Origin of the sequence: Cryptosporangium arvum DSM 44712, assembly GCF_000585375.1 — a bacterium.
Lineage (GTDB): Bacteria > Actinomycetota > Actinomycetes > Mycobacteriales > Cryptosporangiaceae > Cryptosporangium > Cryptosporangium arvum.
Map to the genome: position 1 here is coordinate 2,022,992 of NZ_KK073874.1, position 14,371 is coordinate 2,037,362.

The 14,371-nt window shown below is 72.5% G+C and carries 14 protein-coding genes; 6 read left to right on the forward strand and 8 right to left on the reverse strand.

Annotated elements, in window-relative coordinates:
- Positions 1-9 precede the first annotated feature (9 nt).
- From CRYAR_RS09390 to CRYAR_RS09400, 3 genes are read left to right on the forward strand one after another with little or no spacing between them, the layout of a single operon-like run.
- Positions 10-768: a type 1 glutamine amidotransferase gene (locus CRYAR_RS09390; protein ID WP_211247359.1), complete on the forward strand. Its 759-nt coding sequence runs from the start codon at positions 10-12 to the stop codon at positions 766-768.
- On the forward strand, positions 765-3,863 hold the full coding sequence (locus CRYAR_RS09395; protein WP_035849916.1) for a bifunctional [glutamine synthetase] adenylyltransferase/[glutamine synthetase]-adenylyl-L-tyrosine phosphorylase: 3,099 nt from the start codon (positions 765-767) through the stop codon (positions 3,861-3,863). The genes CRYAR_RS09390 and CRYAR_RS09395 overlap by 4 nt, the downstream gene beginning before the upstream one ends.
- On the forward strand, positions 3,856-5,613 hold the full coding sequence (locus CRYAR_RS09400) for a hypothetical protein (RefSeq protein ID WP_157017534.1): 1,758 nt from the start codon (positions 3,856-3,858) through the stop codon (positions 5,611-5,613). The genes CRYAR_RS09395 and CRYAR_RS09400 overlap by 8 nt, the downstream gene beginning before the upstream one ends.
- On the opposite strand, the gene CRYAR_RS09405 is transcribed toward CRYAR_RS09400, so the two are convergent.
- Complete coding sequence (locus CRYAR_RS09405; RefSeq protein ID WP_035849918.1) at positions 5,602-6,750, reverse strand: helix-turn-helix domain-containing protein; 1,149 nt, start codon at positions 6,748-6,750, stop codon at positions 5,602-5,604. The two genes, CRYAR_RS09400 and CRYAR_RS09405, sit on opposite strands and share 12 nt — an antisense overlap.
- Positions 6,751-6,952: 202 nt before the next feature.
- Between CRYAR_RS09405 and CRYAR_RS09410 the strand changes: the two genes are divergently transcribed.
- Positions 6,953-7,234, forward strand: a complete 282-nt coding sequence (locus CRYAR_RS09410; protein ID WP_035849921.1) for a hypothetical protein — start codon at positions 6,953-6,955, stop codon at positions 7,232-7,234.
- Between the two features lie 180 nt (positions 7,235-7,414).
- Positions 7,415-8,203 carry a putative protein N(5)-glutamine methyltransferase gene (locus CRYAR_RS09415; RefSeq protein WP_035849924.1) on the forward strand — a complete coding sequence of 263 codons (789 nt, stop codon included), beginning with the start codon at positions 7,415-7,417 and terminating at the stop codon, positions 8,201-8,203.
- Between the two features lie 64 nt (positions 8,204-8,267).
- Here CRYAR_RS09415 and glnA read toward each other — a convergent pair whose 3' ends face one another.
- Positions 8,268-9,689, reverse strand: coding sequence for a type I glutamate--ammonia ligase (gene glnA, locus CRYAR_RS09420; RefSeq protein ID WP_035849926.1), 1,422 nt, complete (start codon positions 9,687-9,689; stop codon positions 8,268-8,270).
- A gap of 199 nt (positions 9,690-9,888) precedes the next feature.
- On the opposite strand from glnA, the gene CRYAR_RS09425 reads away from it, so the two are divergent.
- Entirely contained in the window at positions 9,889-10,266 is a 378-nt protein-coding gene (locus CRYAR_RS09425) for an RDD family protein (protein ID WP_051569964.1), read from the forward strand.
- Here the strand turns inward: CRYAR_RS09425 and CRYAR_RS09430 are convergent.
- The 6 genes from CRYAR_RS09430 to CRYAR_RS42890 form a co-directional block, all read right to left on the reverse strand.
- Positions 10,263-10,979, reverse strand: a complete 717-nt coding sequence (locus tag CRYAR_RS09430; RefSeq protein ID WP_035849929.1) for a DUF4191 domain-containing protein — start codon at positions 10,977-10,979, stop codon at positions 10,263-10,265. The two genes, CRYAR_RS09425 and CRYAR_RS09430, sit on opposite strands and share 4 nt — an antisense overlap.
- 47 nt (positions 10,980-11,026) lie before the next feature.
- A complete protein-coding gene (locus CRYAR_RS09435) occupies positions 11,027-11,224 on the reverse strand; it encodes a hypothetical protein (RefSeq protein WP_035849931.1) in 198 nt (65 codons plus the stop codon).
- A gap of 94 nt (positions 11,225-11,318) precedes the next feature.
- Entirely contained in the window at positions 11,319-12,263 is a 945-nt protein-coding gene (gene lipA, locus CRYAR_RS09440; RefSeq protein WP_035849934.1) for a lipoyl synthase, read from the reverse strand.
- Between the two features lie 47 nt (positions 12,264-12,310).
- Entirely contained in the window at positions 12,311-12,733 is a 423-nt protein-coding gene (locus tag CRYAR_RS09445) for a PPOX class F420-dependent oxidoreductase (RefSeq protein ID WP_245620423.1), read from the reverse strand.
- Between the two features lie 89 nt (positions 12,734-12,822).
- Complete coding sequence (gene lipB, locus CRYAR_RS09450) at positions 12,823-13,479, reverse strand: lipoyl(octanoyl) transferase LipB (protein WP_035849937.1); 657 nt, start codon at positions 13,477-13,479, stop codon at positions 12,823-12,825.
- A gap of 9 nt (positions 13,480-13,488) precedes the next feature.
- Positions 13,489-14,322 (reverse strand): HEAT repeat domain-containing protein, encoded by an 834-nt coding sequence (locus tag CRYAR_RS42890; protein WP_051569966.1) that lies wholly within the window; start codon positions 14,320-14,322, stop codon positions 13,489-13,491.
- Positions 14,323-14,371: the final 49 nt, after the last annotated feature.

Below are 14,371 nucleotides of genomic sequence, written 5' to 3' on the forward strand. Positions count from 1 at the left end.
CCTGCAGGGGTGAGCAACCCACGCCTGCTGGTCGTCCGGAACGATGCCGAGGACGACGCCCGTCGACTCGGGGACTGGTTGGTCGAGGCAGGCGCCGATCTGCACGTCGTCAACGCCGACGCCGGTGACGCGCTGCCGGCCGACCTGACCGGGTACGACGGTGTGGTCGTGCTGGGCGGCGCCCAGGCGGCCCACGGCGAACCGGCGTCGCCCTGGTTCCCGGCGTTGAAGGCGCTGCTGCGCGAAGCGGTGCACGAGCGGGTGGCCACCCTGGGCGTCTGCCTGGGTGGCCAGCTGCTCGCCGACGCGCTGGGCGGACGGGTGGAGCCGGCCGCCAACGGGCCGGAGATCGGGGCGTTCCTGGTGGCCAAGCGGGACGTCGCCGACACCGACCCGCTGTTCGCGATGCTGCCGTTCACGCCGGACGTGTACCAGTGGCACGTCGACGAGATCACGGTCCTTCCGCCCGGCGCGGTGCTGCTCGCGTCATCGCCCCGGGTGCCTCACCAGGCCTTCCGGATCGGTCCGAAGGCCTGGGGAATCCAGTTCCACATCGAGTGCGACCAGGCGATGCTGGCGTCGTGGGCGGCCGGGGACGACGGTTCGCTCGAACGCGCCGGGCTGGACGCGGCGACCGTACTGGCCCGGTGCGCGGCGGTGGAGACCGACGTCGAAGAGGTGTGGCGTCCGTTCGCGGCCCGGTTCGTGGCGGTCGCCGCCGGTCGCGGCGCCGGCCCCGGCGTACCCCTCCCGGTGGTGGAGGCATGACCCGTCCCGTTCCCGTCGGCACCAGCCGGCTGGCCCGCCTCGGGTTCCGCGATCCCAGCCGCGCCGCGGACCTCCTCGGGCCCGACGGGCTCGGCTGGTGGAGCCCGGAGGCGTCCGCCCCCGCCGGTCCCGACGGCGAACTGCTGATCACCGAGCTCGCCGCGGCGGCCGACCCCGACCTCGCGGTGCTCACGCTGCACCGGCTCAACGCCGCCCAGAAGGAACCGGCCGCGCTCGCCGCCTCGCTCCGCGAGGACGTCGGCTTCCGCCACCGGCTGTTCGGCGTCCTCGGCGCGTCGGCCGCGCTCGGGGATCACCTCTGTGCTTTTCCCGACGAGTGGCGCGCGCTGGTGACCGGCGTGTGGGAACCCTCGCCCCCGTCCCCGGAGCTGCTCCGCGAGATCCTGCTGGACGCGGTGGGCGCGCCGATCGACGCCGGGGAAACCTGGGGGAGCGCTGGGGTGAAAGCGCGGGGTTCCGGGCCCGACGTCGTCGCCGATCTGCGGCTGGTCTATCGCCGGTGCCTGCTGCGTACCGTGGCCCGCGACCTCAGCGACGCCGGGCCCACCGGCCGCTCCGACGTCGCGATGATCGCCACCGAGCTCGCCGACCTGGCCGAGGCCACGGTGCGGGCCGCGCTCGCGGTGTCCGCGGCCGCCCTGCCCGACGGCGCTCCGGCGGTGCGGCTGGGCGTCATCGGCATGGGTAAGTGCGGCGGCCGGGAACTCAACTACCTCAGCGACGTCGACGTGGTGTTCGTGGCCGAGCCGGGCGCGCCCGGCGAGGAGTTTCCCGGCACCGAGAACCCGGGTCCCGCGCTGCGTGCCGCGACGTCGCTGGCCAGCGGCATGATCCGGATCTGCCAGGAGGTCGCGTGGCAGGTCGACGCCGCGCTGCGTCCGGAGGGCAAGGACGGACCGCTGGTCCGGACGCTCGCGTCGCACGCCGCGTACTACAAGCAGTGGGCCCGCACCTGGGAGTTCCAGGCGCTGATCAAGGCCCGCCCGATCGCCGGCGACCTCGACCTCGGCATGGCCTGGATGGGTGAGGTCACGCCGCTGGTGTGGGGCACCACCACCGGTAAGTCACGCCGGGACGGCGCCGCCGGGCGCGAGGGCGCGGTCGCCGAGATCCGGGCGATGCGTCAGCGGGTCGAGCAGTCGCTGCCGGCCAAGGAGGCGGCCCGGGAGATCAAGCTCGGCCCCGGCGGCCTGCGTGACATCGAGTTCGCCGTGCAGCTGCTGCAGCTCGTCCACGGCCGGGGCGACGCGACACTGCGCAGCGGCAACACGCTCGACGCACTGCGGGCCCTGATCGACGGCGGGTACGTCGGCCGGCTCGACGGCGAGGCGTTCGACTCGTCCTACCGGTTCCTGCGCACGGTCGAGCACCGGCTGCAGCTGCAGCGGCTGCGCCGCACCCACAGCCTGCCCACCGACCACGACGAGCTGCGTTGGCTGGCCGCGATGCTGGGGCACCGGGGCGGCGGCGACCCGGTCGAGGCGTTCCACGCCGAGTGGGCCCGGCACTCCCGCGAGGTGCGTCGGCTGCACGAGAAGCTGTTCTACCGCCCGCTGCTCGAGGCGGTCGCCACCGTCTCCAACGAAGACCTGCGGATGCTGCCGGAGTCGGCCCAGGCGCGGTTGGAGGCGCTCGGCTTCACCGACCCGTCCGGAGCGCTGCGTCACGTCCAGGCGCTGACGCAGGGCGTCTCCCGGCGCGCGCACATCCAGCGGGCACTGCTCCCGGCGATGCTGGGGCTGTTCGCCGACGCGCCCGACCCCGACGCCGGCCTGCTCGCCTACCGGCAGGTGTCCGACCGGCTCGGCACCACGCCGTGGTTCCTCCGGCTGGTGCGCGACGAGGGGCTGGTCGCCGAACGGCTGCCGACGCTGCTCGGCACCAGCGTCTACGTCGCCGACCTGCTCACCCACGACCCGGAAGGGTTGCGGCTGCTCGCCGAGGACAGCGAGCTGCGGCCCCGCTCCCGGGAGGTGCTGCACGGCGCGCTGCGTGCGGCCGCCACCCGCCACGCGGACGCGGAGTCGTCGGTGGTGGCGGCCCGCGCGCTGCGCCGCCGGGAACTGCTGCGTACCGCGTTCGCGGACCTGCTCGGTTTCGACGACGTCGAGACCGTCGGCCGCGCGCTCACCGACGTGTGCGACGCCGTGCTGGTGGCCGCGCTGGGCGTCGCCGAGCGGGTGGTGAGCGAGCAGCGCCAGGGCGAGCTGCCGATGCGGATGGCGATCATCGGCATGGGCCGGCTCGGCGGGTCGGAGATGTCGTACTCCTCCGACGCCGACGTGATGTTCGTGCACGAACCGCTGGCCGGCGCGTCCGAGCACGACGCCACCGTGGCGGCGCGCGCGGTGGCCGAGGAACTGCGTCGGCTGCTGTCGATGCCGGCGCCCGACCCGCCGGTGGGCATCGACGCGAACCTGCGCCCCGAGGGCCGCCAGGGGCCGCTCGTGCGGTCGCTCGGGTCGTACGCGGAGTACTACCGGCGCTGGTCGAAGCCGTGGGAGTGGCAGGCGCTGCTCCGGGCCCGGCCGGTGGCCGGTGACGAGGACCTGGGTCGCCGGTTCGTCGAGCTGATCGACCCGCTGCGCTACCCGGCCGAGGGCCTGGACACGGCCGCGGTCACCGAGATCCGCCGGATCAAGGCCCGGGTCGACGTCGAGCGGCTGCCACGCGGCGCCGACCCGGCGACGCACACCAAGCTGGGACGCGGTGGCCTCGCGGACGTCGAGTGGACCGTGCAGCTGCTGCAGCTGCGCTCCGCGGCGCAGGTGCCGGGGCTGCGGACGACGCAGACGATCGCGGCGCTGGGCGCGGCCCGGGACGCGTCGCTGATCAGCGAGGTCGACCACGACGCGCTGGTCGCCGCGTGGGAGCTGGCCGCGCAGGTGCGCAACGGGCTGATGCTGGTGCGTGGCCGCCCGTCGGACCAGCTGCCGCGGCACGGCCGGGAGCTGACCGGGGTGGCCCGCGCGGTCGGCTGGTCGTCGGACGACGACACCGGCGAGTTCCTCGACGACTACCTGCGGACCATGCGGCACGGACGGCAGGCGGTGGAGCGAGTGTTCTATGCCTGACACGGTGTCGTCCCCGTCGAACACGGCGTCCTCCCCGTCGAAAGGGTCGACGACCGGCGGGGTGAGCGTGCGGCTGCCGGTGGGCTCGGAGCCGCCGCGCTCCGGACGACGCTGGGACGGGCTGCTCACGCGGCTCCTCCCGGAGTCGCACCGGATGCCGGTCACCGTCACGTTCCTGACCTCACTGCTGCTCGCGGTCGGGTTCCTCTCGCTGCCGCTGGCCGGCACCGATCTCTCCGCGCAGGTGGCCCGCGGCCACTTCTTCGACGAGCACGGCTGGGTACCGATCGACTTCCGCTGGTACGGCGGGGTCTATCCGTTCGGGTACAGCGCGTTCACCGGCCCGGCGAACGCCGTGTTCGGCTCGCGTGGCGTCGGCGCGATCTCGGTCGTGGTCTCCGCGGTGGCGTTCGCCTGGCTGCTGGCCCAGGTCGGGGCCCGCCGACCTCTCACCGCCGGTGTGCTCGGCGCGATCACCGGCGTGTTCAACCTGGTCAGCGGCCGGACGACGTTCGCGATGGGCATCGCGCTCGGCATGCTGGCGCTGTGCGTCGTCGCCGCGTCCGCGCACCGCTACCGCCCGCCGCTCGACGATTCGGCGCACTGGATGCGGGCGTTGCTCCAGCCCCGCGCCAGCTGGTGGGAGATGGTGCTGGCCGCGACGCTGGCGGCGCTGAGCACCGCGGCGAGCCCGGTGGCCGGCCTGTTCGTCGGGTTGTGCGGCACCGCGCTGCTCTTGTCCGGCGTGGTGGCCGAAGGGCTCGTGCTGGGCCTCGGCGCCGGTGTCGCGATGGTCGTACCGACGTTCATCTTCCACGACGGCGGCGTCCAGCCGTTCAGCGAAGAGTCGATGAAGGTGTGCGTGGCCGCGTGCCTCGCGGTCGTGCTGCTGGTGCCGCGCCGGGGATACCAGGCGGTGCGGATCGCCGCGGTGCTCTCCGCGGTGGGCGCCGCGCTCACGTACTACACGCACAACCCCGTCGGCAGCAACGTCGTCCGGCTCTCGATGCTGTTCGCGGCGCCGGTCGTGGTCGCGATCTCGACGTTCGACCGGCGGCTGCTCGTCGGCGTCGTCGCGCTGCTGTGCTGGTGGCAGCCGCCGCTGATCGGGGGTGACCTGGCCTACGCCGGGGCCCGGGAGGCGACGAAGCTCTACTACCAGCCGCTGATGGACCAGCTGGAACGCCGCGGGCCGGTCGGCCGGGTGGAGGTGGTCCCGCTCCGGGACCACTGGGAGTCGACGTACGTCGCGGACGTCGTCCCGATCGCGCGTGGCTGGGAGCGGCAGGTCGACGTCGACCGCAATCCGCTGTTCTACGACGACACGCTCGCGCCCGACACGTACCTCTCCTGGCTCTACGAGAACGCGGTCAGCTACGTCGCCGTGCCACGCGGCGACACCCGGCTCGACCCCGCCGGGCGGGAAGAGGCGGCGCTGATCGAGGCGAACCTCTCCTACCTGCGCAAGGAGTGGGAGAACACCGACTGGTCGCTCTACCGGGTGGTCGGCGGCCCGTCCGTGGTGGCGTACCCGGCCCAGCTGGAGTCCAGCGGCGCGACCGGGGTGCGCTTCAGCAGCCCGGTGGCGACCGACCTGACCGTGCGCGTGCGCTGGTCGCCGTGGCTGGTGCTGCGCGGCCCGGAGGGGTGCATCGAGCCCGACGGGACGTGGGTGAAGGTGCGGTTGACGCGGGCGGGCAGCTACTTCCTCACCGGGTCGTTCGACCAGCCGTGGCGTTCACGCTGCTGAGCTGACGCCGGCCGCGTCGGCCAGGGCCAGCACCGACGCGGACCCGGTGGCCTCTCCGATCGCGCGGCACTCGGTGGCCGCGCGCTGCGCCCCAGCGGCGTCGCCGAGGAGGGTGCGGGCCCGGACGAGCCGGCCCAGCACGAGGCCGCGGTCGCGGCGGTAGGCCGGCGCGAGGAGCGTCAGCGCCGTGCGGAGCGGGCGCACCGCGTCGGCGGGGGCGTGCAGCAGGAGCGCGCACTCGCCGCGCGCGGCCAGCACCCAGGCCCTGGTGCAGTGCCCGCCGTAGCCGGTGCGGCCGTCACCGGCGCTCTCCCGCGCGTCGGCGAGCAGCGTGGCCCGGGTGAGCAGCGCGTCGCACCCGGCCCGGTCACCGCGGAGCGCGACGACGCGGGCGCACTGCACGTGCAGCGCCGCGGCCAGCGGACGCTGGGCGTCGGTGCCCTGGCGGAGCGCGGCCCGGGCGAGCGCGAGGGCCCGGTGCGGGTCGTCGCGCTCGGCGAGCCGGCTCTGGCGGTGCAGCGCCCACGCCAGGGAGGCCCGGTCGCCGCTCTCGTGGGCGCGTTCGACGGCCCGGCCGGCCCACGTCGTCGCGTCGGCCGGGAGCCCGGTGTCCTGGTACAGCCAGGACGCGGTGATCGCGTACCGGGCGGACAGGCAGAGCCGCGCGGTGCGGGCCGGGCCGCCGGCCTCCAGCGCCGCCAGGACCCGCAGCGCCGCGCGGACGTCGGGCAGCGCGGCGCGGGGCCCGAACAGGTTGTCGGTGCGGACGAGCAGGTGCCACTGCCGCCGGAGGTGCTCGATCGTCTCCTGGGGAGGAACCCCGGCGAGCCGGTACTCGAGCGCCGGGACACGTGGGTCGGGGTGCGTGCCGGCCTGTGAGGCAGAGTGCGCGCCGGCCTGTGGGCCAGGGTGCGTGCCGATCGCGGCGCGGGCGGCGGTGATCGTGCCGGCGGCGGCGAGGACGTCGTCGCACCGGCGGTAGAAGTCGGCCGACCGGACGTCACCGGTCTCGGCGTTGGCGATCGTCGAGCGGCTGTAGCCCACCCGGTGAGCCAGTTCGCGCTGGGTGAGCCCGGCGCGGGTGCGGTGGTGCCGCAGCAGCGCGCCCAGCGACGTGGGGTGGTCGGTGCCAGTCACACGCGTACTCCTTCCGAACCGGACGCGAGCCCCGGACCGTGTCGGTGGGCGGCCCGGGGAGTGTCCGGACCGTGTCCGGCGATGTCCGGCCGTCCGTCCGGTGTCCGGCATCTTAGAAGCGCCGTCGGACATTTCGCCGGACCGACTTTGCTGCCCTCACGAACGCCGGAACCACTGGCGCGCGAGGGGGAGGAGATCTCCGATGTCCGCGCACGACCCCTGCTTCGACCCACCGTCCCGGCCGGGTGCCGCGGCCGGCGGCACCTCGCCGTGGCGCGTCTGGCCGCTCGGGCGCAACCGGTGGCTCCTGCTCCGCGAGGACGACCCGATCGCCGAACTCGGCGTGCTCGGCACCGCCGAGTGGTGGGTCCGCCCGATCGGTGACGACCTGCCCTGGGCCGAGACGTACGGCGGCCGGAGCGCCGCGAGCCGCGCGGTGATCGTGTGGTGGCTGCACACCCACCCGTTCGGGGCGGACGAGTGAGCGCCGAATCCCGCTCGCACGGCCACCGCGGCGCCGGTACGGTGGCGTCGTCCGGGTCCGGACCCATCCGAGGAGGTGAGACCGATTCACGTCAGGCGCGATCGGGCACTCCCCTCCGGTTGCCGGGCCGCTCATCCGCGGTAGGCGGCCCCGGGAGTGCCTTCACCGAAAGGCCTCCCCATGTCAGGTCCCTCTTCCCCGCTCTCCGAACGGGCCATCGCCGGCCGCTTACGTGCCGCCGGGTGCGTCTTCGCCGAGGACGAAGCCCAGCTGCTGATCGCCGCGTCGCCGTCCCCGGCGGAGCTCCTCACGATGGTCGACCGGCGTGTGGCCGGTCTGCCGCTCGAGCACGTCCTGGGCTGGGCCGAGTTCTGCGGTCTGCGGATCGCGGTCGACCCCGGGGTCTTCGTGCCCCGCCACCGCACCGAGCTGCTCGTCCGGCAGGCGGCCCGGCTGGCCCCACCGGCGCCGACCGTCGTCGACCTGTGTTGCGGGTCCGGCGCACTGGGCGCCGCCCTGGCCATCCGCCTGCCCGACGTCGACCTCCACGCCGTCGACATCGACCCGGCCGCCGTGCGTTCCGCCCGGCGCAACGTCCGTGGTCGGGTATACCAGGGCGACCTGTTCGCACCGCTGCCGACGACGCTCCGCGGCCGGGTCGACGTCGTGCTCGCCAACGCCCCGTACGTCCCCACCGAAGCGATCCGCCTGCTGCCACCGGAGGCCCGGATCCACGAGCCCCAGGTGGCCCTGGACGGGGGAGCGGACGGCTTGGACGTCCTGCGCCGTGTCGTCGCCGGGGCGCCCGGGTGGCTGGCCCCCTGCGGCCACCTCCTGATGGAGACGAGCGGCCACCAAGCGGAGGCGTTGGCGTCGTGCGGCGCGGCCGCGGGCCTGGAGTGCCGAGTGGTCTCCAGCGACGAGGTCACGATCGTCGTCGCCGAAACGCCGAAGGCCGCCTCCCGATAGGGGAGGCGGCCCGGCGACGGACTGACGGTGGTGCGCCGGCCGCTAGGAGCGGCACACCGATGGATCAGATGTCGTAGTACAGCGCGAACTCGTGCGGGGTCGGGCGCAGGCGCACCGGGTCGACCTCGTTGGCTCGCTTGTACTCGATCCAGGTCGAGATCAGGTCCGGGGTGAAGACGCCGCCCTCGAGCAGGTAGTCGTGGTCCACCTCGAGGCGGTCGAGCACCTCGGGGAGCGAACCGGGGACCTGCGAAACCTCGGCCAGCTCGTCCGGCGGGAGCTCGTAGAGGTCCTTGTCGACCGGCGTCGGCGGCTCGATCTTGTTCTTGATGCCGTCGAGGCCGGCCATCAGCATCGCGGAGAACGCGAGGTACGGGTTGGCCGACGGGTCGGGCACGCGGAACTCGATGCGCTTGGCCTTCGGGCTGCTCACGATCGGGATACGCGTGCAGGCCGAGCGGTTGCGCTGCGAGTACACCAGGTTGACCGGGGCCTCGTAGCCCGGCACGAGGCGCCGGTACGAGTTGACGGTGGGGTTGGTGAACGCGAGCAGCGACGGGGCGTGCTTGAGCAGACCACCGATGTACCAGCGCGCGGTGTCCGAGAGACCGGCGTAGCCGACCTCGTCGTACATGAGCGGGTTGCCGTCCTTCCACAGGCTCTGGTGGGTGTGCATACCCGAGCCGTTGTCACCGAAGAGCGGCTTCGGCATGAAGGTGACGGTCTTGCCGGCGGCCCACGCGGTGTTCTTGATGATGTACTTGAACAGCATCAGGTTGTCCGCGGAGTGCAGCAGCGTCGAGAACTTGTAGTTGATCTCGGCCTGACCGGCGGTGCCGACCTCGTGGTGGCCACGCTCGACGCTGATGCCAACCTGCTGGAGGTTGTTCACCATGCTGTCGCGCAGGTCCGCGAAGTGGTCGATCGGGGGAACCGGGAAGTACCCACCCTTGTAGTTGGTCTTGTAGCCCCGGTTGCCGCCCTCTTCCTCGCGGCCGCTGTTCCAGGCGCCCTCGACCGAGTCGACGTAGTAGTACGAGCTGTGCTGGTTGGTGTCGAAGCGGATCGAGTCGAAGATGTAGAACTCCGCCTCGGCACCGAAGTACGCGGTGTCGGCGATGCCGCTGCTGGCCAGGTACTGCTCGGCCTTCTTCGCGATGTTGCGCGGGTCGCGGGAGTAGGCCTCACGGGTGAACGGGTCGGCGATGAAGAAGTTCAGCGCGACGGTCTTGTTCACCCGGAACGGGTCGACGAATGCCGTCGACACGTCCGGAAGCAGCAGCATGTCCGACTCGTGGATCTGCTGGAAGCCTCGGATGGACGACCCGTCGAACGCCAGCCCCTCTTCGAGGATGTCGGTGTCGAACGACTCGACCGGGATCGTGAAGTGCTGCATCACACCCGGCAGGTCACAGAAACGGACGTCGACGAAGCGAACGCTCTCGTCCTGGATGAACCGGATCAGTTCGTCGGGCTGGGAAAACATCCATCCTCCGTCAGTGTGGGTCGCTGGCCACAACGTAGGAAGCGCCGGTTGCCTGCCAATGTCCCATCAGTTTCGCCGATGTTAACCAGGGTGACGAGACGAAGGCGGAGGCGCCCATTACCGGACAGCTTAGGACGAAGCCTACGGGCGGCGTAAGTCACGTTCCCGCCGGCCCACCCCGGGCCGTTAGGGTCGGCATGTGAGCTCTACCGCCGTCGGTCCTCCGTCAACCGCATCGTTCGGACGCCGCGCCGCGGCTTTCCTTGTGGACGGCGTCCTCTGCGCGATGGTGGCCGGGTTGTTCACCTACCCCGCCCCGCCCGGCGGCTGGAGCACGGCGGTGTTCCTGGTGGCCTACACGGCGTTCATCGGGCTGTTCGGTGAGTCTCCGGGCATGCGGCTGCTCAAGATCCACTGCCAGGGAATCGCCGACGGCCGCCCGATCGGGCTGGGCCGCGCTCTGCTCCGCACGGTCCTGATCATCCTGCTGATCCCGGCCCTGCTCATCACGAGCGACGGCCGCCGCTGGCACGACAAGGTGACCGGCTCCCTCGTCGTGCCGAACAACCGGGGTTAACGCCCCCGGTACATCTGCTGCTTGGCGCCCTTCATGGCGCGGGCCGACTTCGGCATCGGGCCCTTCGGGATGGGCGGGCGGGCGCCGCCGAGGCCCTGGAGGCGCTGCGCGATCTGACCGACCTGGCCCGGCGTCAGGCTCTTGGGCATCTTCTGCAGGTGCGACTGCAGCTTGCGGATCGAGACCTTGCCTTCGTCCTCACCGACCAGCACGTCGTGGATCGGCACGTCGGTGAGCACCCGGCTGACGCGCTTGCGCTCGGTGCTGACCAGCTGCTTCACCCGGTGGCTGGCGCCCTCGCCGAGCAGGATCACGCCGGGACGGCCGACCACCCGGTGGACGACGTCCTGCTGCTGGCTGACCTGCACGGCCGGCGTGAACTTCCAGTTGCGCTGGTTGCGGTTGCCCGGCATCGACTCCAGCACCGCCAGCGCGGCCCCGGGCTGCCCCTCGACCTGCGCGTACGTCGCCTTCTGCACCCGGCGGCTGAAGACGATGAGCGTCGCGAGAACGGCGATCAGGACCGCGAGCGGCACGATGACCCACAGCCCGGTGAGCCAGGCGACGCCGATACCGACGAGGAGCGGCACCAGGAACGCCGCGAGCATCAGCGGGACGATCAGACGATCGTGCCCCCGAACGAACTTGAACACCTGGAAGATCTGTCGGACCCGCTGGCGGAAGCCGACTTTTTCGGGGGTGGCGGAGGTCATGCTCCAAGTCTAGAGCGCGCTGTGACCGCGCAATATGGCGAGCCCGATCAGATGTGCTGGTTGGCCCGGCGGGCGATCGCGGGCGGGACCGCGAACGCGGCAGCCGCCTCCCGGCGGTCACGGGCCCGACGGTTGTCTTCGCTCATCGCTGCCCAGGCGTTACGACGCGCGGTGCGCTGGCCCCCCTCGGGGAGAAGCGCGATCGCCGACGTGACCAGCTGGCGCAGTGGCTGAACGGTGGTCACAGCAACCTCCTGCTTACTGAAAGTAACTTCACGTGTACGTTCGGCAGGACACATCATGCCGGACGCTCGTGTCCGACGTGTGTCCACCGCATATCTAGACCGCGGCGGTCGCCGTCGCGCGTGCTTCGATCGCCTGCTGGTAGAGCCGGCCGGCGCGGTACGACGAGCGCACCAGCGGCCCGGAGAGCACGCCCGCGAAGCCGATCTCCTCGGCCTGCTCCTGGAACGCGACGAACTCCTCCGGCTTGACCCAGCGCGAGACCGGGTGGTGGCGGGGCGACGGCCGCAGGTACTGCGTGATCGTCACCAGGTCGCAACCGGCGCCGTGCAGATCACGCAGCGCCTCGGTGACCTCCTCGGGCTCCTCGCCCATGCCGAGGATCAGGTTGGACTTGGTGACCAGGCCGGCCGCCCGCGCCTGGCGGATGACGTCCAGCGACCGCTCGTACCGGAACCCGGGACGGATCCGCTTGAAGATCCGCGGAACGGTCTCGATGTTGTGCGCGAACACCTCGGGCGCGGACGCGAAGACCTCGCCGAGCAGCTCCGGGACCGCGTTGAAGTCGGGAGCGAGCAGCTCGACGCCGGTTCCCGGGTTCAGCTCGTGGATCTGCCGGACGGTCTCGGCGTAGAGCCAGGCACCACCGTCGGGCAGGTCGTCGCGGGCGACGCCGGTGACGGTGGAGTAGCGCAGGCCCATCGCCTGGACGCTCTCGGCCACCCGGCGGGGCTCGTCCCGGTCGAGCGCCTTCGGCTTGCCGGTGTCGATCTGGCAGAAGTCACAGCGCCGGGTGCACTGGTCGCCACCGATCAGGAACGTGGCCTCGCGGTCTTCCCAGCACTCGTAGATGTTCGGACAGCCGGCCTCTTCGCAGACCGTGTGCAGGCCCTCGCGCTTCACCAGACCCTTGAGGTCGGTGTACTCGGGGCCCATCTTCGCCGTTACGCGGATCCATGGTGGCTTGCGCTCGATCGGGGTCTCCGCGTTGCGGGCCTCCAACCGGAGCAGTTTGCGTCCTTCGGGCTGCACCGTCGTCACAGCAGCAAAGCCTACGCCGGTTTGAGTACCGAACGACGTGGCGCCGCTCACGCCTGATCGAGCGTGATCTCCAGCCCGATCTGGCCGCGCCGCCCGACGCCGATCAGCCGCCCGATCGCGGCGCCGAGCGCGGAGATCCGGAACTGCCAGCCGTACTTCGCCTTCAACGCGGCGTCCAGGGTGCGCTTCTCGTCACGGCGCATGATGCGCACGTGCGCGGGCGCCGGGTCGCCGAGCAATGACCCTCCCTGGTCGCAGGGGGCGACCGTGGCCACGGGGGCGTTGCGCAGACGCTTGACCTTGCCGGACTCCGCGCCGGTCCACACCAGCAGCCGGCCGCCGAACGGTGCCGCCCACACCGTGGTGGGTACGGCGGTGCCGTCTCTGCGGAACGTGGTCAGGCTCACGTACGGCTCGGCCGCCAGCGCGGCGAACGTATCGGAAGCGGGTCTTTCGTCCGTGTGAGACACCAGGCCACCTCCGGTGAAACGGATACGGTCGGGTTTGCCTACCACGAAACCGGCGATGTCGTCCGGCCGCTACCCGGGAACCGGTGTGGTCAAACCCGGTCGGGGCCACCGGCGAGCGACGGGAGCCGCGGCTCCACGAGCGCGATCGCGTCCGCCACGGTCACGGTGCGGCCGAGCTCGGCCGAGAGCGACGTGACCCCGGCGTCCTGGATGCCGCAGGGCACGATGTTGCCGAACCCGCGCAGCTCGGAGTTGCAGTTCAGCGCGAACCCGTGCATCGCCACCCGGCGGCTGACCCGCACGCCGATCGCGGCGATCTTGCGTTCCGGCCCGCGGTCGTCGGCCGGGATCCAGACGCCGGTGCGCCCATCGACGCGGGTGGTGGCCAGGCCGAACTCCGCGCAGACCTCGATCAGCATCGCCTCGATGCGCCGCACGTACGCGACGACGTCGAGCGGGCGGGGCAGCTGGACGATCGGGTAGCCGACCAGCTGGCCGGGGCCGTGCCAGGTGATCTTGCCGCCGCGGTCGACGTCGACGACCGGGGTGCCGTCGAACGGGCGCTCGGAGGCCTCGGTGCGCCGCCCGGCGGTGTAGACGTCATAGTGCTCGAGCAGCAGCACGGTGTCGGGGATCTCGTCGGCGACGCGCAGCGCGTGCAGCCGGCGCTGCTCTTCCCAGACCTCGCGGTACTCGTTCAGACCCGGCAGAAGTCGCACGTCGGTGGGGGCCGTAGCGAGCGTCATGCTCGAAGCCTACGCCCGCAGCACCCCCGACCAGCCGTGCGTGCGGGCGAGCGCGCCGAGCGTGGAGTCGTCGAGCACGTCCAGCGCGTGCTGGTCGCTGCCGAGGCACCTGGCGACCGCCGACGCCAGCTCGGTGGCCCGGTACGGCGCCAGCTCCAGCAGATCGAGGGCGATGCGCCACCAGCCGGGATCGGCGTCGACCGCGAGCGGACCGCCGGAGCGGTACCAGGCGGCCAGCCCGTCGATCAGGTCGGCGCCGAGCCCGTCGGGGTCGGTGAGCCGGGCCACCGCGGCCACCGTGCGGGCCGCACCGCCGTCCCACCCGTCCAGGTGGCGGATCACGAGCGGGTGCAGCGACGAGTCGCCCAGGGCGCCGGCCGCCTCCACCTCGAGCAGCCACACGTCCGACCGGCACAGCGCCGCCCGGACCGCGGGCAGCGCGCGCGGATCACGCCGCCGTGCCAGCCCGATCAGCGCCTCGCGCCTGGCCTCACCGTGCCGGTCGGTGAGCCGGGCGGCCAGCGCCTCCCGCACCGTCGTGCCGTCGACCTCGTCCATCTGGGTGCCCAGCCCGAAACAGGCCCAGTTGCGGACGTCGCCGTGGGGGTCGGCCGTGAGGCTGATCAACGCGTCGACCGCGAACGGCGCGAACGGGACGTTGATCTCCATCGCCGCGAGGTGCGGCAACGCGCGGGCCACCGCCGTGCGCACAGCCGGCGCATCGTGCTCGACGAGCCCGAGAACGGGCCCGAACGCCGCGACCTCTCCGGCGGCGGCGTCGACGGCGCCCGCCAGATCGTCCGGCTCCGAGGTCGGGTCCCCGGCGAGTGTGGTGAGGTCCATGCGATCACCGTCCCCCGAACGCGAACGCCTTACACCGGAACGATCGCAC

What these genes read in the sequence shown, in the direction of transcription:
- CRYAR_RS09430 (WP_035849929.1), bottom strand. Translation starts at nt 10,979, where the DNA reads ATGACCTCCGCCACCCCCGAAAAAGTCGGCTTCCGCCAGCGGGTCCGA.
- CRYAR_RS09410 (WP_035849921.1), top strand. Translation starts at nt 6,953, where the DNA reads ATGTCCGCGCACGACCCCTGCTTCGACCCACCGTCCCGGCCGGGTGCC.
- CRYAR_RS09395 (WP_035849916.1), top strand. Translation starts at nt 765, where the DNA reads ATGACCCGTCCCGTTCCCGTCGGCACCAGCCGGCTGGCCCGCCTCGGG.
- lipB (WP_035849937.1), bottom strand. Translation starts at nt 13,479, where the DNA reads ATGACGCTCGCTACGGCCCCCACCGACGTGCGACTTCTGCCGGGTCTG.
- CRYAR_RS09400 (WP_157017534.1), top strand. Translation starts at nt 3,856, where the DNA reads ATGCCTGACACGGTGTCGTCCCCGTCGAACACGGCGTCCTCCCCGTCG.
- CRYAR_RS09415 (WP_035849924.1), top strand. Translation starts at nt 7,415, where the DNA reads ATGTCAGGTCCCTCTTCCCCGCTCTCCGAACGGGCCATCGCCGGCCGC.
- glnA (WP_035849926.1), bottom strand. Translation starts at nt 9,689, where the DNA reads ATGTTTTCCCAGCCCGACGAACTGATCCGGTTCATCCAGGACGAGAGC.
- CRYAR_RS42890 (WP_051569966.1), bottom strand. Translation starts at nt 14,322, where the DNA reads ATGGACCTCACCACACTCGCCGGGGACCCGACCTCGGAGCCGGACGAT.